Annotated in this window: 22 protein-coding genes; 10 read left to right on the forward strand and 12 right to left on the reverse strand. The window is 70.9% G+C overall.

Annotated elements, in window-relative coordinates:
* Positions 1-3: 3 nt before the first annotated feature.
* A complete protein-coding gene (locus CIK06_RS05465) occupies positions 4-582 on the forward strand; it encodes an NADPH-dependent FMN reductase (RefSeq protein ID WP_095563903.1) in 579 nt (192 codons plus the stop codon).
* Between the two features lie 3 nt (positions 583-585).
* Here CIK06_RS05465 and CIK06_RS05470 read toward each other — a convergent pair whose 3' ends face one another.
* Positions 586-1,257: a response regulator transcription factor gene (locus tag CIK06_RS05470; RefSeq protein ID WP_095563904.1), complete on the reverse strand. Its 672-nt coding sequence runs from the start codon at positions 1,255-1,257 to the stop codon at positions 586-588.
* A gap of 253 nt (positions 1,258-1,510) precedes the next feature.
* On the opposite strand from CIK06_RS05470, the gene CIK06_RS05475 reads away from it, so the two are divergent.
* Positions 1,511-1,906 (forward strand): hypothetical protein, encoded by a 396-nt coding sequence (locus tag CIK06_RS05475; protein WP_157756612.1) that lies wholly within the window; start codon positions 1,511-1,513, stop codon positions 1,904-1,906.
* A complete protein-coding gene (locus tag CIK06_RS05480) occupies positions 1,863-3,125 on the forward strand; it encodes an IS256 family transposase (protein ID WP_095563906.1) in 1,263 nt (420 codons plus the stop codon). Before CIK06_RS05475 ends, CIK06_RS05480 begins: the two co-directional genes overlap by 44 nt.
* A gap of 144 nt (positions 3,126-3,269) precedes the next feature.
* Here CIK06_RS05480 and CIK06_RS05485 read toward each other — a convergent pair whose 3' ends face one another.
* Positions 3,270-4,094 carry an ATP-binding protein gene (locus tag CIK06_RS05485; protein WP_198348108.1) on the reverse strand — a complete coding sequence of 275 codons (825 nt, stop codon included), beginning with the start codon at positions 4,092-4,094 and terminating at the stop codon, positions 3,270-3,272.
* Positions 4,095-4,393: 299 nt separating this feature from the next.
* Between CIK06_RS05485 and CIK06_RS05490 the strand changes: the two genes are divergently transcribed.
* Both CIK06_RS05490 and CIK06_RS05495 read left to right on the forward strand, forming a co-directional pair.
* Positions 4,394-5,170, forward strand: coding sequence for an SDR family NAD(P)-dependent oxidoreductase (locus tag CIK06_RS05490; protein ID WP_095563908.1), 777 nt, complete (start codon positions 4,394-4,396; stop codon positions 5,168-5,170).
* A gap of 239 nt (positions 5,171-5,409) precedes the next feature.
* Positions 5,410-5,886, forward strand: coding sequence for an HIT family protein (locus CIK06_RS05495; RefSeq protein WP_198348109.1), 477 nt, complete (start codon positions 5,410-5,412; stop codon positions 5,884-5,886).
* Positions 5,887-5,921: 35 nt separating this feature from the next.
* On the opposite strand, the gene CIK06_RS05500 is transcribed toward CIK06_RS05495, so the two are convergent.
* A complete protein-coding gene (locus CIK06_RS05500; protein WP_095563909.1) occupies positions 5,922-6,686 on the reverse strand; it encodes a hypothetical protein in 765 nt (254 codons plus the stop codon).
* 126 nt (positions 6,687-6,812) lie between these two features.
* Between CIK06_RS05500 and CIK06_RS05505 the strand changes: the two genes are divergently transcribed.
* The 4 genes from CIK06_RS05505 to CIK06_RS05520 all read left to right on the forward strand — a co-directional run bounded on the left by CIK06_RS05505 (position 6,813) and on the right by CIK06_RS05520 (position 9,950).
* Positions 6,813-7,508, forward strand: coding sequence for a hypothetical protein (locus CIK06_RS05505; RefSeq protein ID WP_095563910.1), 696 nt, complete (start codon positions 6,813-6,815; stop codon positions 7,506-7,508).
* Between the two features lie 74 nt (positions 7,509-7,582).
* Positions 7,583-8,338, forward strand: coding sequence for a d(CMP) kinase (locus CIK06_RS30595; RefSeq protein WP_232534026.1), 756 nt, complete (start codon positions 7,583-7,585; stop codon positions 8,336-8,338).
* Between the two features lie 32 nt (positions 8,339-8,370).
* The gene (gene thiL, locus CIK06_RS05515; protein WP_232534249.1) at positions 8,371-9,339 is read left to right on the forward strand and encodes a thiamine-phosphate kinase; all 969 of its coding nucleotides are present in this window, start codon (positions 8,371-8,373) and stop codon (positions 9,337-9,339) included.
* Positions 9,336-9,950 (forward strand): bifunctional 2-polyprenyl-6-hydroxyphenol methylase/3-demethylubiquinol 3-O-methyltransferase UbiG, encoded by a 615-nt coding sequence (locus CIK06_RS05520; protein WP_095563912.1) that lies wholly within the window; start codon positions 9,336-9,338, stop codon positions 9,948-9,950. The genes thiL and CIK06_RS05520 overlap by 4 nt, the downstream gene beginning before the upstream one ends.
* A gap of 17 nt (positions 9,951-9,967) precedes the next feature.
* Here the strand turns inward: CIK06_RS05520 and CIK06_RS05525 are convergent, their stop codons facing one another.
* Together CIK06_RS05525 and CIK06_RS05530 are read right to left on the reverse strand one after the other, a co-directional pair.
* Positions 9,968-11,176, reverse strand: coding sequence for an NAD(P)/FAD-dependent oxidoreductase (locus CIK06_RS05525; RefSeq protein WP_095563913.1), 1,209 nt, complete (start codon positions 11,174-11,176; stop codon positions 9,968-9,970).
* Between the two features lie 93 nt (positions 11,177-11,269).
* Positions 11,270-12,214 (reverse strand): RNA polymerase sigma-70 factor, encoded by a 945-nt coding sequence (locus CIK06_RS05530; protein WP_095563914.1) that lies wholly within the window; start codon positions 12,212-12,214, stop codon positions 11,270-11,272.
* A gap of 113 nt (positions 12,215-12,327) precedes the next feature.
* On the opposite strand from CIK06_RS05530, the gene CIK06_RS05535 reads away from it, so the two are divergent.
* A complete protein-coding gene (locus tag CIK06_RS05535) occupies positions 12,328-12,972 on the forward strand; it encodes a phosphoribosylanthranilate isomerase (RefSeq protein ID WP_095563915.1) in 645 nt (214 codons plus the stop codon).
* A 39-nt stretch (positions 12,973-13,011) separates the two neighbouring features.
* On the opposite strand, the gene trpC is transcribed toward CIK06_RS05535, so the two are convergent.
* From trpC to CIK06_RS05570, 7 genes are all read right to left on the reverse strand, one after another.
* On the reverse strand, positions 13,012-13,809 hold the full coding sequence (gene trpC / locus CIK06_RS05540; protein ID WP_095563916.1) for an indole-3-glycerol phosphate synthase TrpC: 798 nt from the start codon (positions 13,807-13,809) through the stop codon (positions 13,012-13,014).
* Between the two features lie 10 nt (positions 13,810-13,819).
* Positions 13,820-14,848, reverse strand: a complete 1,029-nt coding sequence (gene trpD / locus CIK06_RS05545) for an anthranilate phosphoribosyltransferase (protein ID WP_095563917.1) — start codon at positions 14,846-14,848, stop codon at positions 13,820-13,822.
* A gap of 10 nt (positions 14,849-14,858) precedes the next feature.
* Positions 14,859-17,009, reverse strand: coding sequence for an NAD(P)-binding protein (locus CIK06_RS05550; protein WP_198348110.1), 2,151 nt, complete (start codon positions 17,007-17,009; stop codon positions 14,859-14,861).
* Positions 17,006-17,704: a YggS family pyridoxal phosphate-dependent enzyme gene (locus CIK06_RS05555; RefSeq protein ID WP_095563918.1), complete on the reverse strand. Its 699-nt coding sequence runs from the start codon at positions 17,702-17,704 to the stop codon at positions 17,006-17,008. Before CIK06_RS05555 ends, CIK06_RS05550 begins: the two co-directional genes overlap by 4 nt.
* A 71-nt stretch (positions 17,705-17,775) precedes the next feature.
* Entirely contained in the window at positions 17,776-18,411 is a 636-nt protein-coding gene (pdxH, locus tag CIK06_RS05560) for a pyridoxamine 5'-phosphate oxidase (protein ID WP_198348111.1), read from the reverse strand.
* Between the two features lie 86 nt (positions 18,412-18,497).
* Positions 18,498-19,751, reverse strand: a complete 1,254-nt coding sequence (locus CIK06_RS05565) for a hypothetical protein (RefSeq protein WP_198348112.1) — start codon at positions 19,749-19,751, stop codon at positions 18,498-18,500.
* Positions 19,752-20,435: 684 nt separating this feature from the next.
* Positions 20,436-21,149 (reverse strand): HAD family hydrolase, encoded by a 714-nt coding sequence (locus tag CIK06_RS05570; protein WP_095563920.1) that lies wholly within the window; start codon positions 21,147-21,149, stop codon positions 20,436-20,438.
* Between the last annotated feature and the right edge of the window lie 89 nt (positions 21,150-21,238).

Here is a 21,238-nt window from a genome sequence, read left to right on the forward strand (position 1 = left end):
ACCATGGCTTCCCTGCGGCTCGCAGTGATCTGCGGCAGCGTCCGCGACGGCCGGTTCGGTCCCACGGCAGCCCGATGGATCGCCGACCAGGCCGGCCGGCGTGACGATTTCGAGGTCGACTACATCGACCTGGCCGACCATCCGCTGCCGCTGGTGCTGACCCAGTCGCCAGCCCCGGACGTCGCCGAGACGCTCTCCCAGGTCGGGCCCAGGCTGACCGAGGCGGACGCGTTCGTCGTGGTGACGCCGGAGTACAACCGAAGTTGTCCCGCGTCGCTCAAGTCCTTCATCGACTGGCATTACACCCAGTGGCAGGCCAAGCCGATCGCCCTGGTCTCGTACGGCGGCATGGCCGGCGGCCTGCGCGCCGCCGAGCACCTGCGGCTGGTCTTTGCCGAACTGCATGCGATGACGATCCGCGAGCAGGTGAGCTTTCACATGGCGTGGGAGAAGTTCGGCCCGGACGGCAACCCGGTCGAACCTGAGGCCGTCGGTGCGGCCGCCAAGGCGATGTTCGACCAGCTCGGGTGGTGGGGCGAGGCGCTGCGCGCGGCACGCGAGCGGCACCCGTACGGCAAATAGCGCTCACGCCGCGGCGCTGAAGCCACGGCCGAGCTGGAAACCGACGCCCCGCACGGTCACGATCCACCTGGTGTCACCCAGCTTTGCCCGCAGGCTGTTGACATGCGTGTCGATCGTCCGGCCGGTGGCCGTGGCGCTGTCGTGCCAGACCCGGGCACGCAGCTCCCGGCGGCTGAACACGACCCCGGGGCGGGCGGCGAGCAGGTGCAGCAGGTCGAACTCCTTACGGGTCAGCGCGAGCGTCCGGCCGCCGAGCCGGGCCTCGCGCCGGGCCACGTCGATGTGCAGCGGTCCGTGCGTGACGGTGTGGGCGTCCGGGTCCGGGCGTAGCCGCCGCAGCACGGCCTCGACCCGGGCCAGCAGCTCCTCGGCGCCGAACGGCTTGTCGAGGCAGTCGTCGCAGCCGGCCCAGAACGCCAGCACGCGCTCGACCTCGGTGCCGCTACCGGTCAGGGCGATGATGGGTGTGTCCGACTCCCGGCGGATCTCGGCGCAGACCAGCAGACCGTCGATGTCGGGTACGTCCATGTCGAGCACCACCAGATCCACCCGGTGGTGCTGTTGCAGGGCCGACTTGCCGGTGCCGGCGCCCCATGCCGCATATCCGCGCTCTTTCAACCGGTGTACGAGATGACGGCGGCCGGCGAGGTCGTCCTGTACGACGAGGACGCGCATGACGAAATACCTTCCGATAACGGTCGGGATCGATGTGCTGTCCCCGAGTATGCCCGAATCGGGAGGGCCGGCACAGCAATGTTATTCGGTCCTTACACGTCTATTCTTCGGTCCGGCCTGGGCAAAATCGATGTCAATTAACTGCAAAGTTCACCACCTCGTCATGATAGGTGAACATGGCGATCGTATGCGTTTTTCGCGGGCCGCCCGGTCGCGATGTCGGCAGCGACGGGCCGCAACGGGGAGGATGACCATGCCGAGTGTGCAGGACACGCTGTGCCGGATGACGCACGTCGCACCGCCCGGGTGGAGGCCCACTGGAGAGGAACTCGACCGACTGCGTCGGCTGACCGGGCAGCTGATGGCGGCACAGCCGGACAGCCACGCCGAACTGGACCGCTATCTGTCCGTACAGGAGCGTGGCATCCCGGTGCCCGAGCAGGAGGCAGAGGCGGCGATCCGGGGCCGGCGGGTGCTGGTGACCGGCGGCAGCGGCTGCATCGGTACCGAGCTGCTGCGCACGCTGGCGCACCTGCGGCCGTCGGTGCTGTTGAGCGGCGCCGACACCCCGCCGGCCCAGAGCGTTGTCGGCGTCCGCTACCTGCGTGGGAGAGCCGGCCACTGGGTCGGTGGGTGCGGTCACGGATGAGCAGTTGATCGCGGTGCTGGTCGATCGGGCTCGTGGTGACGGGCTGAAGCTGACCGGTGAGGGTGGGCTGCTGCAGCAGTTGACCAAGCGGGTCCTCGAATCGGCGCTGGACGGCGAGATTACCGATCACGTCGGCTACGACAAGCACGACCCGGCCGGTCGGGGCAGCGGGAACACCCGTAACGGCAGCCGGACCAAGACCGTGCTCGCCGATGTCGGGCCGGTCGAGGTTCGGGTTCCACGTGACGCGGCGGGCACGTTCGAACCGCAGATCGTGCGTAAGCGGCAGTGGCGCCTGACCGGCGTCGACGACATGGTCCTGTCGTTGTCGGCCAAGGGCCTGACCCACGGCGAGATCGCCGCGCATCTGGCCGAGGTGTACGGGGCCGAGGTGTCCAAGCAGACCATCTCCACCATCACCGACAAGGTCATGGACGGCATGGTGGAGTGGCAGAACCGGCCTCTGGACCGGGTGTATCCGGTCGTGTTCATCGACGCCATCAACGTCAAGATCAGGGACGGGCGGGTCGCGAACCGGCCGATCTACCTGGCGATGGCGGTCACCGTCGACGGACACCGGGACATCCTCGGTATCTGGGCCGGTGACGGCGGTGAGGGCGCCGAGCACTGGCTGCACGTGCTGACCGAGTTGAAGAACCGCGGCGTCGCCGACGTGCTGATGCTGGTCTGTGACGGGCTCAAGGGCCTGCCCGAGGCGGTGGAGACGGTGTGGCCGCGCACGATCGTGCAGACGTGCGTGGTGCATCTGCTGCGCAACTCGTTCCGCTACGCCGCGCGGCAGGACTGGGACAAGATCGCCAAAGCGCTGCGGCCGGTCTACACCGCGCCGACCGAAGACGCCGCAACCGAGCGGTTCCTGGAGTTCGCCGACGCCTGGGGCAAGAAGTATCCAGCGATCGTGAAGCTGTGGGAGAACGCCTGGGCCGAGTTCGTGCCGTTCCTCGCCTTCGACGTGGAGATCCGCAAGGTCATCTGCAGCACAAACGCGATCGAGTCGGTCAACGCCCGTATCCGCAAGGCCGTGCGAGCTCGTTGGCACTTCCCGAACGAGCAAGCCGTCTTGAAGTGCGTCTACATGGCCTTGATGAGCCTCGACCCCACCGGCGCCGGCCGCCGGCGCTGGACCATGCGCTGGAAGGCACCCCTGAACGCCTTCCAGATCGCCTTCGAAGGCCGGCTCACCCCCGTCAACAACTGACCACCTCAACAACCAAGATCAGCCGTTAACTTGACAGACCCGGAATGTGGTGGGGCGCAAACAGTGTGGTACCCGGGTGCCGGCCTGTGTCGTCAGATGCGCAAGGTCGGCGTCGCCGGGCTGGAAGGTGGCATGCGCTGGTTGTCAGGGTTCGAGCAAGCAGAGCGGGATCGCCGCGATTCCGTCAGCGCGGCGGTACGCCTCGGACCCGGTGGTGATGACCGCCGCATCGAGTAGATCGTCGCCGAGTTGTCCACGCAGCCAGGTGAGGTGACGGACGTCGTCATCGCTCACCGACGGAGACAGCTTGACCTCGAGCGCCACGATTCGTTGATCGGCGCGCTGGATGATGAGATCCACCTCGTGTCGACTGTCCCAGGTACGTAGGTGATGAACCGTGGCTTCAGCTGCCTGCGCGTAGACCCGAACGCTGAGCGTCACCAGCGACTCGAACAAGGCGCCCAGCAGGTGACCGGGCCGGCGGACGGGTGTGTCCGGTGCTGAATCGTCGAGCAGGGCGGGTACGTCCACACCGAGGAGTCGGGCGGCGAGAGCCGGGTCGGCGAGGTGATGTTTCGGTGCGGCGCCGAGTCTGCTGAAGGCGCTGCGGCTGGGCAGCCAGCCGGGCACGGGATCGAGCAGCCACAGTTGCGACAGCACGTCGCGGTACACGGTCGTTGTCGTCTTGGCGGGCTTGTTGGTCTCGCCCGGGGTGGCCGCGTCCAGGATGGCGTTGTAGGAACTGGTGGTTGCCGTCGCGGCTGCGTACGCGGCCAGCCATCCGCGCAGGGTGTCGGGGCGGCGTACCAGGTGGCCCTGCTCGGGGAAGTCTCGTTCGACGATACGGTTCAGGTAGCCGTCGAGCTGTGCCCTGCGAGCGCGCGGCGGCAGTTGACGGATGGCGGGGAATCCGGAGCGCACGATCTCCTCGGCGTAGTCGACCAGGCTCAGCGCGCCGCCTCCGCTCACGGCCAGCCGCCGTCCGCTAAGCAACTCCCGAAGCTGCGGAGCGGGGAGGCTGCGCGCCCAGCCCGCTCCGCTGCCGTGATATCTCACAGCCGTCTCACGGGCGGTCCGCCGGGGGCGTTGGTCAAGCTCGTGTGACGCCCCCGATGGCTGAGATCGAGGCCGCACCGGCTACCCGGGTCACGGGGAGGCGGCCGACATGATCAGAATTGTCGCGGAAGCGGCGCCCGTGTCGTCGCCGACAACGTGCGGCCGACAGCACGCGCTGCGGCAGTGCCATCCGTACCAGGAGAGGATCTTCCATGTCCGTTCCCAGCGTTGACGACCAGGCCACCGGGCGGGTCGCCCTCGTCACCGGGGCCAGCCGCCCCTTCGGGCTCGGGTTCGCCGTCGCCCGCGAGCTTGCGACACACGGCTTCCACGCCGTGCTGGCCGGCCGGGACCCGGAGCAGACCGGCCTGCGGGCCCAGGAGTTGTCCGCCGAGGGCTTCGCGGCCACCGCCGTACATCTTGACCTGAGTGATCCTGCCACCATCGCGGCGGTCGCGGCGCGGCTGGCCGCCGACTTCGGCCGGCTCGACGCGCTGGTCCACAACGCCGCGCTGATGCCCGACTGGGACACCTTCCGCCTGTTGGACGCCGATACGGACGCCGTCCGTGCCGCGTTCGAGGTGACCGTGTTTGGTCCGTGGGCGCTCACCCGGGCCTGTCTGCCGCTGCTGGAGGCGGCCCCGGCGGCCCGGGTCGTCACCGTGTCCAGCGGCGCCGCGATGCAGGTGCGCGCCGGCGCCGCGCTACCCCGTCCCGTCGGTGCACCGGCGTACTCGATGGCCAAGTACACCGCCGAGACCCTGACCACCTCGCTGGCCGTGGAGCTGCGCGGAGCCGGGATCCTGGTCAACTCCGTCGACCCCGGACGGTTCGCGAGCCACCCTGAGCTCGGCGACGACAACGACGGGCGGCCGACGGTCGAGAGCGCACGCTGGGTGGCCTGGGCCGCCATGCTGCCCGGCGACGGACCCACCGGCGGCCTCTTCGAGGACGGTGAGCCGGTCGACGGTGGGATCACGGCGGCGTAGCGGGCCGGCCGGACCGCAACGCGGCCGCGGCCGGCCCGGGTCTTGTCGCCGCTCGCGAAACGCGAGTCGAATCGCGTCGATCGAGTCGTTTTCGCAATCATGGTGCATTGCAGACATTGATCTCCGTAGTATCGCTCGGCTATCCCGCTGGCCGATGTCGACCTTGTATGATGGCGCCGTCAGACGTCGCACGACACCCTGCGCCCGGTGGGCGCAAGCGGTTGGTGGTGGGGGGCTGCGTGGGACCAGAAGGCGCTGAGGCGAGTGCTCCTGCCGATCCGTTGCCGGACTGCCTGTTCTGTCGACAGGAAGACCCGCGACTGAATCGGATCTCGCACCGGAACGCGACCTGTTTTGCCCGGCTGGACAACTTCCCCGCCTCGGAAGGACATACCGAGATCGTTCCGAAGCGCCACGTCGAGTCGTTCTTCGATCTGACGGCCGCGGAGCTTCACGACGCCTTCTCGCTGATTCTGGCGGTGCGCGCCGACCTGTCCCTGCGGTTGCGGCCGGAGGGATACACCATCGGCGTCAACGAAGGTCGCGCGGCGGGTCGCAGCATCGATCATCTACACATCCACGTGATACCGCGCAGCTTCGGCGATGTCGAGAACCCGGCCGGCGGCATCCGGCAGATCCTTCCCAACTGCGATCCTGACGCCTGGCAGGCCGCGACGAGCGAGGCCATCGGCGGGCGCGACCGCGTGCTCCGGTAGCCGGCCCGCCCGCACCGTGCGGCTGGGTCGTCCGCTCAGACGTGCAGCATGCCGTCGTCCCCCAGCAGCATGCACAGCGAGTTGACCTCGTGCCACAGCTCGTCCTTGGCCAGTGCGGCGAATCCGGAACTGACGTCCACGCTGACGCAGCCGATGAACTGGCCCCGCCCGTTCCGGACCGGGCTGGCGAAGACGGCGCCGCGATGGCGTACCCGCACGAACTCCGGCCAGGCGAGGTTCATGACGGCGTCGGGGCCGTCGGACTCGATGTGGGCAGCAAATTTGGCCGGCGTGGTCAGCCGCTCCGCGAGCTGCTCGACGTCAACGGCCACCTCCTCGTTGCGTTTCCAGCACAGGCCCACGACGCCGACGCCCCGACCCGGTTCGAAGGCCCGGGTCGTCGGTGTGCTGCCCAACCGGTACGTGGCGATGCGAACCAGCCGGCGATGCGGGCGGCGTAGCGCCCAGGCGATGCGCCACACGTGCAGGCCGAGGTCGGAGGGGGGTGGCTTGGGGTCCACCCGTGAGGCGATGGCCAGCAGCCGACCGAAGTGGTTGAGGATCTGGTGGCGGACGGCGGTGCGTCGGGCCATGCGGGAACGCTCCGACCAGATCTGAGCCGGCGTGAGCGCGCCGAAGGTCGCGATGATGGTCACCAGGATGGCAATGATGTAGCCGCGGCCGCCTATGGCGGTATTCCAGAACGAGGCCGAGGGAACGGAATACTGCTGTGCGACCATGACACAGGTCGCCGCCAGCATGATCGCGCGATCGGCGATCTTTGCCGTGAGGGGCCGCATGCGATAAACGGTAGAACTTATCGACAAGGGGGAAAGATGCGCGCGTGACAAATGGTTCCGCCGGATAGCGATGCTACGGTGGAGTCGTGCGCTTCACCGTCCTATGCGGAGGTAGGCGTGGCTGTTATGTCAACCTGCGACGGCGCCGAGCTGTGTGATGAAATGCGCCCCGGTGGCGTCAGCACCTTCGCGGCGACGTACCGGGGCGAGCCGCCCAGCCGGGAGATCGCGTCCGTCGCGGGTTTTCGGCTCATCGCCGACCTGTCGCCGCTGACCGTGGGGCACCTGCTACTGCTGCCCGAGGTGCACCACCTCAGTTTCGGCCATCTCGACGCCCCGCACCTTGAGCGCGTCCGACTTCTCGTGTCCGCCCTGCGCCCGCTGTACGTGGCGACGTTCGGGCAGATGACCATTCTGGAACATGGATCTTCTTCGGCGATACCGTCGGCGTGCATCACCCATGCCCACTGGCACCTGCTTCCCGTCGACGGGTCGCGCGCCACGGCAGCGATGGCGCGCGACGGGCTGACGGGCGTCGAACTTCCCGACTTCACCGCGTTGCGGCGGTTCGCGGCGGCCGATCGGCCCTACTACTACTGTTGCGACGGCAACTCCCACGTCCTGTTCGACGCCGAGCGTCGCATCCGCAGCCAGTACCTGCGCTCTGTCGTGGGCATCATGCTCGGCATGACCGATCCCGAGTGGGACTGGTCGGTGGTGATCCGCAAGGACTTCCTGCGAGCGACGATGGTCGCAACCCGGGACTGGCGCCGGCGGCTCATGCCAGGAGCCGGTGCGCCGGCCTCGGCCGCGTTCAGGTAGCACGTGGTGGCGCCCCGTCGCCCGCATCGATGCCGCCCCGCCGCGGCAGAGGGGTTTCCCGAATGGGACACGGCTTGCGGATCTCCGTGGACGGCCCGAGCGCGAGCGGCAAGACCACCCTCGCGGTCGCGCTCGCGTCGCGGCTGGGCATGCGTGTGCTCGACACCGGGCTGACCTACCGTGCCGTGGCCTTTGCGGCGCTGCGCGGCCCGGTGCCGCCCGGCGGGCGATTGTTCACGGTGCTGCGTCACGAGCCGGTGGCACCGGGGGCACGACCCGCACTCCCCGCCATCGTTTACCACGGGGAGGACATCACCGATGCCCTCTGGTCAGCGGAAGTGGAAGAGCAACTGCGGCTCGTCGCCGCCGAGCCGGCATGGCGCCGCGCCATCACCGAGCAGCATCGCATGATCATGAGCGACCATCCGCGGGTGGTCGCCGTCGGACGGGACTGCGCCACAACGATCATGGCGGACGCGGACTGCCACGTGTTCCTCACCGCCGCCGAGGCGGTCCGGCGGCACCGGCGGTACGCCCAGTTCCGGCTTCGTCCGGACCGGGCGGTGACTGTCGGACCGGCCACCGGGCTCGACGACGTCACCCGCGAACACATCGGCCACCAGCCGCACGGCCTCGTCCTGGACACCACATTCCTGCCGCCGTCCGCCACGGTGCGAGCCGTCCTTCACCACCTGGGAGACCTCCAGTGCCCTCCGAAGCCGCCACCTACTCCGACGAGCCGACCCGGGTCGCGAAGCTCGTCGGGGCCTTCCTCACCGGCCAGTCCGGATCCGTCCTCGGCGACAGCCACGGCCCGTACGCGACCCTGACCGCCGGCGCCGACGCGAGGGACGACTGTGCGATCTACGACCTCGACGGCCCGGTCACCCTCGTCGCGGGATCCGACTACGTGCGCGGCCCGAAGTTCACCCTCTACGAGCAGGGCCTGCTGACGAACTTCGACATCGGGTACTACGTCGTGGCCGCGAACGTCAGCGACGTCGCCGCGATGGGCGCCGCGCCGATCGGGGTCCTCACCGTCGTCCGCTACCCCCACGATCTCGACGACGACGCGTTCCTCGACATCATGGCCGGCATCGACCGCGCCTGCGCCGACTTCGGCACGTTCAACGTCGGCGGCGACATCGGCAACGCCGAACGCATCGTGCTCTGCGCATCGGCCTTCGGCATCTGCCGCACCGGCACCGCCCTCACCCGACGCGGCGCCGAACCCGGCGACCACCTCTGCGTCACCGGCCCGTGCGGCGTCCTGGGCGCCGCGGTCGCCTACTTCCCCCGGCGCACCGCCAACGGCTGGAACCTTCCCGACGCCCTGGAACAGGACCTCCTCGCCGGCTGGCGCCAGCCACGCGCCCGGGTGGCCGAAGGGCGCCTGCTGTCCACCGGCGGCTACGCGACCGCGTGCCAGGACACCTCCGACGGGCTCAAGGCCACCATCGAACAACTCGCCACCGCCAGCGGGGTCGGGTTCGACATCGCCGAGGACGACATCGCCGTCCACCCCGCCGTCAGCGCGGTCGCCAAGCTCATCGGGGCCGACGACATCACCCTCGCGATGAGCGCCTCCGCGGACTTCCAGCTAGCCTTCACCGTGCCCCCCGACAGACTCGACGCATGCCGGAACGCGTTCGCCGGGCACGGCTTGACGTTCGACGTCATCGGCCGGGCCACCGAACCCGCGGCCGGGGTGACCCTCACCGGCCGCGACGGCAGCCGGCACGCCCTGCCCGGTGTCGCCTGGAAACACCAGGCAACCGACGTCAGCGGCCTCGTCACCGGTGCCGCCGTCCCCGGCACCGTGACCCCGTGAGCAGCGGCTGGCCCGGAACCGCCCGGGTTCGCAGGTCCTACGCCTCCCTGGCGGAGCGGTACACCGCGATGACCGCCGGCTACGACAGGTTTCCCGGCCTTGAACAGGAACTCAAGACATTCCTCGACACGCTGCCGGACGGTCCCGTCCTGGACCTCGGCTGCGGGGCCGGCCGCGACGCGCAGCTGACCGCCGCGGCCGGCAGGACCGTCGTCATCGCCGACGCCACACCCGAACTGCTCTGCGTCGCGGCGGCCCGTCTGGGCAGACCCGCCGCCGTCTGCTGCGACGCCGTCGCCCTGCCGTTCCGATCCGGCTGCTTCGCCGGCATCATCGCCAGCGGCGTACTGCTGCACCTGCCCAAGCCCTACACCGCCGCGGCGCTCGCGGGCGTCCGGCGTGCCCTCGTTCCGGGCGGCCGCGCGTTGATCAGCATGAAGTACGGCGGCCAGGACGGCTGGCGCGCCACCGAGGAGTTCCCGGCCGCCCGCTGGTTCACCTACTACGAGCCGGCGGAGTTCGCCGACGCCTGCCGCGCGGCCGGGCTCCGAGTCACGCAACTGGACAGGAGCACCCGCAAGGACTGGTTCACCGCCACGACCGAACGGTGACACCCCGAGGCGGGCCGTCACGGCCGCCGACCGGCGCCGCTGTGGTCGGTCGCGGGCGCCACGGCCGGCTGCCGGGCGAGCCTGCGGTGCCGGGCCGGCAGCCCCAGCAGCGGGTTGCCGACGGCCCAGGCGGCGCCCTTGCAGATCAGCTCCTTGTAGCCGGCGGCGAGCCGGCCGGTCAGCACCGCCCGCACGGCCCGGTCGTCGGCCGTGACGTACTGGATCAGGCCGTCCCGCCGGCCCAGCGAGATGCACTGGTTGACATACCGGATCGGTACGTCCGGCACCTTCCCGCCGGTCAACCGTGCCGCGATCGCGTCGGCGGCCTGCCAGGCGGACGGGACTCCCGACGCGCAGGACATCCGCAGCGGCTTGTTCCCGGGACCCGTCGCCCAGGCCGCGTCGCCGATGGCGTACACGTCCGGGTGCGAGACCGAGCGCATGGTCCGGTCGACGACGATCTGGCCGGTGCCGGCGGTTTCCAGGGCGGTCGCCGCCGCGACGGGGTGGACCGCGAAGCCGGTGGTCCAGACCGTGACCGCGGCCGGGATGGTCGCCCCGCCTGCGGTGCTGACCCGGTCGGCGTCGACGCCGGTGACGGTGGTGTGCTCGTGCACGGTGATTCCGAGCCGGTCGAAGACCGTCCGCAGGTGCGCGCGGGCGCGGGTCGAGAGCCAGTCGCCGAGGCCGCCGCGGACCGCGAGCGCGACGCGCAGGTCCGGGCGGGCCTCGGCGAACTCGGTCGCGGCCTCCAGGCCGGTGAGACCGCCGCCGACCACCAGTACGGTCTGGCCGGGGTCGAGCCGGGCCAGCCGCTCCCGCAGCCGGAGCGCCCCGGGCCGGCTGGCGATCTGGTACGCGTGCTCGGCGGCCCCCGGTACGCCCTGGTCGGTCCAGCCGCTGCCGAGGGCGTAGACGAGGGTGTCGTAGGAAAGCTCCGCGGTGCCGGCCCGGTCGACGACCTCGACGTAGCGGCGTTCGACGTCGACGGCGGTGACCGTGGCCACTCGCAGCTCTACGCCGGTGCCTGCGAACATCTCGGGGAACGGCCGGGGCTTGAGATCCTGGCCGGTGGCCACCTGGTGCATGCGGACCCGTTCGACGAAGTCGGGCTCGGTGTTGACGAGGGTGATGCTGACGTCCTCGCGGTCGAGCCGCTTCGCGAGGCGGCCGGCGGCGACGGCTCCGGCGTATCCGGCGCCGAGGACGATGATCCGGTGCGACATCTCCGTGCTCCTGTCCTGCTCGGGTATGCCGGTTGAACCGGATGGCCCGCCGTTTTCTGACGCAGGCGGCATGTGAGGCGCCTCACCCGGCGTTCAGTCGGCGAGGAGCAGCGGCTTTCCGTGGTCGCCGGTCGCCCAGCGGGCGCTGGCGCGGTCGAGCTTGTCGGGGTTGACCTGGTTGCGCAGCGCCGCGATGCCCCCGGCCGTGATCTCCAGGCACATGATGCCGATGATCCGGCCGTCCACCACGACCACCACCGCAGGTTCGCCGTTCGCGGTGGTGGCGTAGACCTCGGGCGTACCGCCCACGATGGCGCGCTTGATCTGGGTGGGCTTGAACAGCCCGCGCAGGAACTTCGCGACCGCGAGCGCGCCGCTGAACGGCTTGGCCCGGGCCGGCACCTTGCCGCCACCGTCGCCGACCGAGGTGGCGTCCTGCGTGAGCAGGCGTACGAGTGGCTCGATCCGGCCGCTGGCGGCGGCCGACAGGAACTCCTCGACGACCCGCCGGGTCGCTGTCGCGTCGATCTCGACGCGCGCCCTGCCGTCCGCCAGGTGCTGCCGGGCGCGGTGCAGGAGCTGCTGGCTGGCGGCCCGACTGATGTCCAGGATGTCCGCGATCTCCGCGTGCGGGTAGTCGAACGCCTCCCGCAGCACGTACACCGCCCGCTCGTTGGGGGACAGCCGCTCCATCAGGGTGAGGACCGCGTACGAGACGGACTCGCGCTGTTCGACGGTGTCGGCCGGGCCGAGCATCGGGTCGCCGGCCAGCAGCGGCTCGGGAAGCCACTGGCCGACGTAGGTCTCGCGGCGCGCCCGGGCGGAGGTGAGCTGGTTGCGGCAGAGGTTGGTGAGGACCTTCGTCAGCCAGGCCTCGGGTACCTCGATGCGGCCGACGTCGGTGGCCTGCCAGCGCAGGAACGTCTCCTGCACGGCGTCCTCGGCCTCGGCCGCGGAGCCGAGCATGCGGTAGGCGATGGCCTCCAGACGCGGCCGGAAGCCCTCGAACCGGTCGACGTCCTCCGCGGTCAGGGCCATGCCCCGATGGTAGGCCGCTCATCCGCCGCGCCCTCGGGGATGTCAGGGTCAACCCGTCGATGATCGGCGGGCGATAGGGTACGGGTGCCCTGGCCGCTTCCCTGGGAGACCGGATGTACGTGAAGGTGTGCGGTCTGCGTACCGAGGCGGATGTGGCCTGCGCGGCCGAGGCGGGCGCCGACGCCGTCGGGTTCGTGCTGTCCGAGAGCCCTCGGCAGGTCGACCCGGACGTGGTCCGCGCGCTGGTGGCCGCGACCCCGGAGCCGGTGCTCACGGTCGCGGTTCTCGGCGGCGTACCGGTGGCCGAGGCGAAGCGGTTGGCGCTGGCCACCGGCGTCGCGGCGGTACAGCTGCACGGGCGGTACCCCCGCTCGGCCTTCGACGCCTTCGCCGGGCTGCCGGTACGGCTGATCCGGGCCACCGCCGTCGAGCCGGACACCGACCTGAGCACCGGCGCGTACGGCGAGGAGATGCTGCTGCTGGACTCGCGGGTGGCCGGGTCCGGGCACCGCTGGGACCTCGCGGTGCTCGACGGCGTACGGCCGCGCGGGCGCTGGCTGCTGGCCGGCGGCCTGGCGCCGGCGAACGTGGCGGAGGCGATCACCGCGGCCCGGCCGTGGGGCGTCGACGTGTCCAGCGGCGTGGAGTCCCGCCGTGGGGTGAAGGACCACGGCCTGATCCGGGACTTCCTCGCCGGCGTCGCCGCCGCCGGCCCGTCCGCGGGCGAACCCGGCCCGCCCATGGCGTCCGCCGGATAACCCGGGCCGTCCGCGGGCCAACCGGGCCCGCTTGCCGGTTCAGCCGGCGCGGGCGAGCAGGGTGCGGGTGGCCAGCTCCACGTCGGGTGACCTGATCAGGCTCTCGCCCACGAGGAACGTGGCGATGCCGACCTGGGCCAGCCGGGCCAGGTCCGCCGGACCGCCGATGCCGCTCTCGCCGACCAGTACCCGGTCCGCGGGCACCTTCGGCGCGAGCGACTCGCTGGTGGTCAGCGTGGTCTCGAAGGTCTTCAGGTTGCGGTTGTTGATTCCCAGCAGCCGCGAGCGCAGCCCCAGCGCCCGGTCCAGTTCCGCCTCGTCGTGCACCTCCAGCAGTACGTCCATGCCGAGGTCGAGCGCGGTGTCCTCAAGGTCCTTGGCGGTCGCGTCGTCCACCGCGGCCAGGATGATCAGGATGCAGTCCGCACCGTACGCCCGGGCCTGGACGATCTGGTACGGGTCGAACATGAAGTCCTTGCGCAGCGCCGGCAGGCTGGTCGCGGCGCGGGCCGCGATGAGGTGCTCGGGGCTGCCCTGGAAGGACGGGGCGTCGGTCAGCACCGACAGGCAGGTGGCCCCGCCCGCCGCGTAGGCGCGGGCGTGCGCCGGCGGGTCGAAGTCGGCCCGGATCAGCCCCTTGGACGGGCTCGCCTTCTTGATCTCGGCGATCAGGGCGAAGTCGCCCTGCCGCAGCCGCTCCTCGATGGCGGCGAGGAAACCGCGCGGCGGCGGCGCGGCGGCGGCCTGCGCCGCGAGCCGCTCCGGCGGGCAGTCGCGCTTCGCCGCGGCGATCTCCTCGCGCTTGTACGCCTCGATCCGGCCAAGCAGGTCCGTCATCTGCTGCTCCTCAGGTGCTCGGGTTTGCGGCGTTCGAGACGGCGACGAGCTGGGCGAGACGTTCCTCGGCCTGGCCCGAGTCGACGGACTTCGCGGCGAGCGTCAGCCCACCCGCCAGGTCGTCCACCCTACCGCCGGCCAGCAGGGCCGCCGCGGCGTTGAAGAGCACCACGTCCCGGTACGGTCCGGGCTCGCCGCGCAGCACCGCGCGCAGCGCCGTGGCGTTGCCGGCCGCGTCGCCGCCCCTCAGCGCCGCCGGGGCGACCTGGGCCAGCCCGACGTCGGCGGGGGAGATCTGGTACGTGGTGACCGTGCCGTCCCGGAGCGAGGCGACGGTGGTCGGCCCGGTCGTGGTGATCTCGTCGAGCCCGTCGGAACCGTGCACCACCAGCGCGCGCTGCGAGCCGAGTTCGCCCAGTGCCCGCGCGATCGGTTCGGTCCACTCGGCCGCGTAGACGCCGACCAGGTGCCGGGTCACCCCGGCGGGATTCAGCAGCGGGCCGAGCAGGTTGAAGATGGTCCGGACCCCGAGTTCGACCCGGGTCGGGCCGACCTGTCTGAGGGCCGGGTGGAAGGCCGGGGCGAACATGAAGCCGATGCCGGCCTCCGCCACGCAGGCCGCGACGGCGTCCGGGTCCAGGTCGATCCGTACGCCGAGTTCGGTAAGCACGTCGGCGGCGCCGCAGCGGGAGGAGAGTGCCCGGTTGCCGTGCTTGGCGACCGGCACGCCGGCGCCGGCCACCACGAACGCGGCGCAGGTGGAGATGTTGTACGAACCGGACGAGTCGCCGCCGGTGCCCACCACGTCCATGGCGTCCGGGGGCACCGGGACCCGCCGCATCCGGGCCCGCATGGTGGTGACCGCGCCGATGATCTCCGGTACGGTCTCGCCGCGCATCCGGAGCCCCATCAGCAGCGCCCCCATCTGCGCCGGGGTCGCCGCGCCGGAGACCATCAGGTCGACGGCCTGCGCCATCTCCTGCTGGGTCAGGACCTGCCCGGCGGCCACCTTGCCGATCAGCGACCTGAACGCCGCCATGACTCACCCCTCACCTTCTGCTCACCTCCGACGGCCGGTCGGCCGCCGGTGCCGGTTGGCTGTACGTCGGGCGCGGATCGGCCGGCCACGCCGAATCGGCGTCCGGTGCGAGATCCCACCGGAGTTCCACGTTCTCGCGCCGGTAGGGCGTCTCGTCGGTCAGCGCCGTGTCCAGGGTGCGGGCGAAGAGGTGCCCGCTGTGCACGGCCGCGGCGATGATCCCCGGCCCCAGGCAGTCGCCGAGCCGGGCGACCCGCCGGATGCCGGCGGCCCGCAGCGCGCCCTCGTCCCGGGCGCGCAGCTCGCGGTAGAGCCCGTCCTGCGGGACCATCCCGGTGACCAGCAGCACCGCATCGGCCGGCAGCGCCGTCTCGCGTCCGGTGTAGACGCAGGCCACGTGCACCGCGTCCGGTTCGATCCGGACCGGTGCGCTGGACAGGTGCACGGCCGCGCACGCTTCGAGGATCTGCCGCTGGGTCTGCCGCTGCTCGGCGGTGTACTGGGTGTAGGCCGACACCACCGGCTCGGGCGTGACGAAGGTGACCTGGCAACCGCGGGCCACCAGGTGCTGCGCGAGGACGCCGGCCAGGTAGTAGTGGTCGTCGTCGAAGACAACGACCCGGCCGGTGGGCAGCCGGCCGTCCATGATGTCCTCCGGGGTGAAGACCGGCATCCGGTCCAGCCCGGCCAGCGGGTCGCGGTGGTGGCGGCCCACCCCGTCGGCCCGCCAGGTCGCCCCGGTGGCGACCGCGATCAGCGAACACTCGGACTCCAGCACCAGGTCCGCGTCGATCTCGTTGGCCGGCAGGAGTTGGACGTTGGACATCCGCTTGAGCTGGCTCAGCCGCCAGTCCCGGACCCGCGCCCAGGTGCCCAGTCCGGGCAGCCGGCATTCCCGGCCGACCCGCCCGCCGAGGTCGGTCCGGCGGTCGGCCAGGATGACCGGGTAGCCGCGCTGGCCGAGGGCGCGGGCGGCCTCCAGGCCCGCCGGCCCGCCGCCGACCACCAGGATGCTGTCCGCGGTGTCCCGCGGCGGGATGTGTTCCGGATGCCAGCCGCGCCGCCACTCCTCGCCCATGCTCGGGTTCTGGGTGCAGCGCATCGGCACACCGGACCGGTCGCCGGCGACGCAGATGTTGCAGCCGATGCACTCGCGGATGTCCTCGAAGCGGCCCTCGGCCACCTTGCGCGGGAGGAACGGGTCGGCGATCGACGGCCGGGCCGCGCCGATCAGGTCCAGGGTGCCGCCGCGGACCATCGCCACCATCGTGTCCGGCGTGGTGAACCGGCCCACCCCGACCACCGGTTTCGTGGTGACGGTCTTGACGAACCTGACGAACTCCGCCTGGTGGCCCTCGTCCCGGAACCGGGAGGTGGCGCCGTCCACGTCGAAGTTGCTGAGATTGACGTCCCAGAGGTCGGGAAGCTCGGCGAGCAGTTCGACGACCTCGCGTCCCTCGTCCACGTCCCCGTGGCGCAGGCCGTCCACCCCGAACCGGATCGCCACCGCACAGGTGTCGCCGACCGCCTCCTTGGTGTCCTCCACGAGTTCGCGGAGCAGCCGGGCGCGGTTGACGAGGCTGCCGCCGTACTCGTCGGTCCGGCGGTTGTGCCGGCGCGACAGGAAGTGGATCGGCAGCGTCATGTCGTGACCGGCGTACACGTAGATGATGTCGAAGCCGGCGCGGCGGGCGTTGACCGCGGCCGTGCGGTGCCAGCGCCGCAGAGCCCGGATGTCCTCCCGGTCCATGGCGCGGGCGGTCACCGGGAAGATGCCCCGGGTGACGGTCAGGCTCGGGGCGAGCGGGACGACCCGGCTCTCCAGGTTGCTGACGTGGAAGCCGTTGTGCGCCAGCTCGATCGCGGCGAGCGCCCCGTGCTGGTGGATGGAGTCGGTCGCCCGGGCCAGGGTGGGGATGTCCTGCTCGTCCCAGAGGCGCAGTTCTCGCGGGTGGTTGCCGGAGTGGTGGATGTCGCACTGTTCGGTGCTGACCACCGCCCAGCCGCCCTCGGCCTTGACCGCGCGCATCGCCGCCATCGCACTCGGGTAGGCGCGGCCCATCCCGTTGCAGTGCGGCACCTGGAAGAAGCGGTTCTTCGCCGTCACCGGCCCGATCCGGACCGGCTCGAAGAGGATGTCGAACCCGGGCTCCCGGCTCACCGGATGTTCCTCGCCCCGAATATCGCGCTGCCGACCCGTACGTGGGTGGCGCCGTGCTCGATCGCCTGGGTGAAGTCGCCGCTCATGCCCATCGACAGCACGGCGAGGCCGTTGCGGGCGGCGACCTTCGCGAGCGTGGCGTAGTGCGGCACCGGCGACTGCGCCACCGGCGGGATGCACATGACGCCCAGCACGTCGAGGTCGTGGGTGCGGCGACAGGCGGTGATGAGCGCGTCGGCCTCCTCCGGCGACACCCCCGCCTTCTGCGGCTCCGCGCCCGTGTTGACCTGCACGAGAATCCTCGGCCGTCGGCCCTGCCGGGCGCACTCCCGGGACAGCGCCGCGGCGAGGCTCTCCCGGTCGACCGACTGGATCACGTCGAAGAGCGCCACCGCGTCCCGGGCCTTGTTGGACTGCAACGGCCCGATCAGGTGCAGCTCCAGCTCGGGGAAGCGGGCGCGCAGTTGCGGCCACTTCGTCCTGGCCTCCTGCACGCGGTTCTCCCCGAACACCGACTGACCGGCCGCGACGGCCAGCTCCAGGCCGTCGACCGGCACGGTCTTCGACGCGGCGACCAGGCTCACCGAGCCGGGCTCCCGGCCGGCCCGCGCGCAGGCGTCGGCGATGGCCCGCCGTACGGCCGCGAGGCCCTCCGCCGGGTCCGGCCGGTCGGTCGGCTCCGGTACGGGATTCATCTGTTCTCCTCCGGTTGGTCTTTGCTGATCGGCCGCGCCGTGCGGGTCGAGGGCGGTGCCGGCGGCGGTGCTCAGGGCTGGAGCAGCTCGGTCTGCCAGTCGTCCCGGACCCCGTCGCGGCGGTAGACCAGCCGGTGGTGCAGCCGGAACGGGCGGTCGACCCAGAACTCCAGGTAGAGCGGCCGTACCCGGTAGCCCTTCCAGCGCGGCGGGCGCGGCACCTCCCGGCCGTCGAAGCGGTCCGTCTCCCGGGCCACCGCCGCCTCCAGCAGACTCCGGTCGGCGAGCGTGCGGGACTGCCGGCTGGCCCACGCGCCGATCCGGCTGTCCCTGGCCCTCGATGCGAAGTAGGCGTCCGCCTCGGCCTCGGTGGCGAACTCGACCGGTCCCCGGAACCGGACCTGCCGGCGCAGGCTCTTCCAGTGCAGCGCGCCGGCCGCCTGCATGTTCCCGGCCAGCTGGCCGCCCTTGCGCGACTCGCTGTTGGTGTAGAAGACGAAGCCGTCCCGGTCGAAGCCCTTGAGCAGCACCATGCGTACGTCCGGCAGGCCGTCCGGCCCGACGGTCGCCAGCGCCATCGCGTTGGCGTCGTTGACCTCCGCGTCCTCGGCCTCCCGGAGCCAGCCGGCGAAGAGTTGGAACGGGTCCACCGCCGGGTCCAGGCTCGGCAGCTGGGGGGTGGCGTCGTCGGTCTTCAGCAACTGCAACGGATCTCTCCTCGTCAGTGCAGGGAATCGACTCCGGCCGCCCGGCCGGTGCCGACGCGCCTCGGCGCCGGCCGGGTCGACGGGCGTCAGCGGGTCAGCTCCACCTTTTCCGGCAGCAGGTTCCGCCACTTGTCGAGGTCGTCGCCGCGCTTGGTCACCAGGTGCGGCGTGCCGACGGCGTCCAGCAGCACCTCCGCGGCCGGGGGGATGTTGAGGAACTCCATGTGCTGGGTGGCGCAGTACGCCCCGACGTCGAGGATGAGCAGGTGGCAGCTCGCGTCGACGCTCTGCGGCACCGGGTAGGTGCCGGGCAGGATGTAGTCGTGCCGCAGGATGCTCCGGCCGCGCAGCGCGGCCTCGGTCTTCCCGCCGGCGGACGGGATCTCGCGCAGCGCCGAGTCCAGGAAGACGACGTTGTGCCGCCGGTCGCGCAACTGTGCCGAGGGCATCAGCATCCGCGAGCCGTCGGTGACCACCAGGCTGCCGACCGAGTTCGTGATGACGTTGCGTTCCACGCTCAGCAGCAGCGCGCCGGTGTCGGCCAGGACGTCCCGGGCCGGCTCGAACAGGAACTTGACCTGCTCCGGGATCTCCATCCGGTCGGCGATCTCCCGGATCGCCCGCAGGTACTCGGCCCAGTCGAAGTGCTTCTCCAGCTCGCCCCACTTCTCGTACACGAAGCCCTGGCCGCCGGCGAAGTTGATCGACCGGGCGGTGGGGAAGTGCTCCTTGAAGATCTGGAACAGGGTCTCGATGGCGCCGATCATCTCGTCGCGCGAGTTTCCGCTGCCGAAGTAGACCTCGAAGCACTCCAGCTCGACCTGGTGCGCGTCGATCAGCCGGGCCAGTTCGGCCAGCTCGCTGAGCTTGATGCCCGGCTTGCCCGAGTCGAGGCTGTCGATGCGGGCGCTGACCGCCGTGGCGCCGTTGCGCAGCGAGGTGGCGATCTCATCCAGGCTGGCCAGGAAGGTGGGGTGCCCGGTCCGCGCCCAGAAGCTGATCTCCTCGTCCGACACGTGCCCGGGGGAGATGATGAACCGGTCGAAGCCGAACTCCCGCAGGATCCGGTACTCGCTCGGCAGCTGCAACAGCAGACCCACGTCGGTGCGTTGCAGGGCCTTGAGCAGGTGCGGGTTGGAGTTGGGGAAGAAGGGGATGTACAGCTCGACCCGACCGTCCAGGCCGGCGCCCTTCGCCGCGTCCTGGATCCGGCCGATGTTCCTGAGCAGCTGCTCCTCGCTGTAGACGAACACCGGTGTGCCGACGCGTTCGGCCAGGAAGGCCAGGTCGACATCGCGTAGCCACGACTGTTCCAATTTGCCGTCGAGCACCTGTTTCATCTTTGCCATCCATCGGTCTTGGAGGGTGTTCGGCAAGGCTCGTCCTGGTCCGGCGCAGTAGGGCATGGCCCTGCCAAACACCCTCTCAGGTGAATTGCCTGACCTGGGACTGCCTATGGGCCCCGATCCGGGCGGCCGTATCCGCGCGACTCCTTCCCCGTATCCGGATACACCAGAGCGCCGATTCCCATTCCCATTGTGGAATGGTTCGGCTGAGGTCGGGCAGCGGGCACTGCCGCGACCGACAAAGCTTCGTAACCCGCGATCCGGGCCTGTCTCGCCGCGATTTGGGCGCGGTCAGGCATCCCGGGTGGTTCCGGGCAACGCTTCGGTGGCGGGGCGTCTTTACCCCGAGGCTCGCCGTACGGCGATTGGCTTGTTAATCATTAGTTAACGGATGGCACATGATTCCCCCGGGTTATCTCGTTAGCCATCGGGGGGAATCCTACGGGACACGTGCCGTTGTGTGCACTCCCTCAATTCGATACCCCATCGAAAGGCGATCGCGCTATCTGATCGAATCGCTACAGAGTTCCCCTTGGTGTCAAACCGGACAACCGTCCCGATTGACTTGCGTGATCATGATCGACGGTTACGGATCTACTGCTCACCGTTTCCCATCTTTACCCACCATTTTTGTAGGGCATGCCGCGACGGGGCCGACATATTGATGGATCTCGCTTCTCACGAGCTGGGACGAGGACCCGGCGCGGAGCCCCTGGCGCAGAGCGCGGGCACCTCGGTCAGCCGATCGACGACCGGACCGGCCCAGCCGTCCTCCCGCCGGTGTGTCACGTGTTCTCCCAGGTCGGGGCAGCTCAGCAGCACCGCCGTCATGCCCAGCGCGCGGGCGCCGGACAGCTCCGCGCTGCCGCCGTCACCCACGTAGAGGCAGTTGGCGGGCGGGACCGCGACCCCCTCGGCCGCGGCCAGATAGATCCGCGGATCCGGCTTGCACGCCCCGACCTCGACCGAGAACGCCGCCGCGTCCACCAGCGGAGCCACCGCCAGCCGGGGCCAGGCGGCGGCCAGCTCGTGCGTGCAGTCCGACACCACCCCGATGCGCAGCCCGGTCCGGCGCAGCCGCGTCAGCACCGGCACCGCCTCGGGGCGCAGGCGCATGTTCGCCCATTCCGTCGCCCGCCGCGCCGCGAGCGCCCGGCGCAGCGTCGCGTCGTCCAGCGCCGCGCCGAGCTGGCGGGCGACGAACCGCAGGCTCGCCACCTCGTCGCCGCATCGGCCCGCGGCGCGCTGGTAGAAGGACGCGGCCAGCGCCGCCGTCAGCCGGTCCAGTGGGCAGCCCAGGGCGTCCGCGACCGGTTGCCGGGACGCCGCGCGTACCGGCCGGGAGAGGGTGCCGTAGAAGTCGAAGAGAACGGCCTCCGGGGGCCACGTCACCGAGTGATGCTATCCAATGCGCAAACGGGACCGAGGTTGCCCGCCCCACGCGGGCCGGCATGGCCGGGTGGCCCACCCCGATCCGCCTC

The sequence above is a fragment of the Plantactinospora sp. KBS50 genome (assembly GCF_002285795.1).
Lineage (GTDB): Bacteria > Actinomycetota > Actinomycetes > Mycobacteriales > Micromonosporaceae > KBS50.

Coding starts and splice junctions, on each gene's coding strand:
- CIK06_RS05465 (WP_095563903.1), top strand. CDS start 4: ATGGCTTCCCTGCGGCTCGCAGTGATCTGCGGCAGCGTCCGCGACGGC.
- CIK06_RS05470 (WP_095563904.1), bottom strand. CDS start 1,257: ATGCGCGTCCTCGTCGTACAGGACGACCTCGCCGGCCGCCGTCATCTC.
- CIK06_RS05475 (WP_157756612.1), top strand. CDS start 1,511: ATGCCGAGTGTGCAGGACACGCTGTGCCGGATGACGCACGTCGCACCG.
- CIK06_RS05490 (WP_095563908.1), top strand. CDS start 4,394: ATGTCCGTTCCCAGCGTTGACGACCAGGCCACCGGGCGGGTCGCCCTC.
- CIK06_RS05500 (WP_095563909.1), bottom strand. CDS start 6,686: ATGCGGCCCCTCACGGCAAAGATCGCCGATCGCGCGATCATGCTGGCG.
- CIK06_RS05505 (WP_095563910.1), top strand. CDS start 6,813: ATGTCAACCTGCGACGGCGCCGAGCTGTGTGATGAAATGCGCCCCGGT.
- CIK06_RS05525 (WP_095563913.1), bottom strand. CDS start 11,176: ATGTCGCACCGGATCATCGTCCTCGGCGCCGGATACGCCGGAGCCGTC.
- CIK06_RS05530 (WP_095563914.1), bottom strand. CDS start 12,214: ATGGCCCTGACCGCGGAGGACGTCGACCGGTTCGAGGGCTTCCGGCCG.
- CIK06_RS05535 (WP_095563915.1), top strand. CDS start 12,328: ATGTACGTGAAGGTGTGCGGTCTGCGTACCGAGGCGGATGTGGCCTGC.
- trpC (WP_095563916.1), bottom strand. CDS start 13,809: ATGACGGACCTGCTTGGCCGGATCGAGGCGTACAAGCGCGAGGAGATC.
- trpD (WP_095563917.1), bottom strand. CDS start 14,848: ATGGCGGCGTTCAGGTCGCTGATCGGCAAGGTGGCCGCCGGGCAGGTC.
- CIK06_RS05555 (WP_095563918.1), bottom strand. CDS start 17,704: ATGAATCCCGTACCGGAGCCGACCGACCGGCCGGACCCGGCGGAGGGC.
- CIK06_RS05565 (WP_198348112.1), bottom strand. CDS start 19,751: ATGAAACAGGTGCTCGACGGCAAATTGGAACAGTCGTGGCTACGCGAT.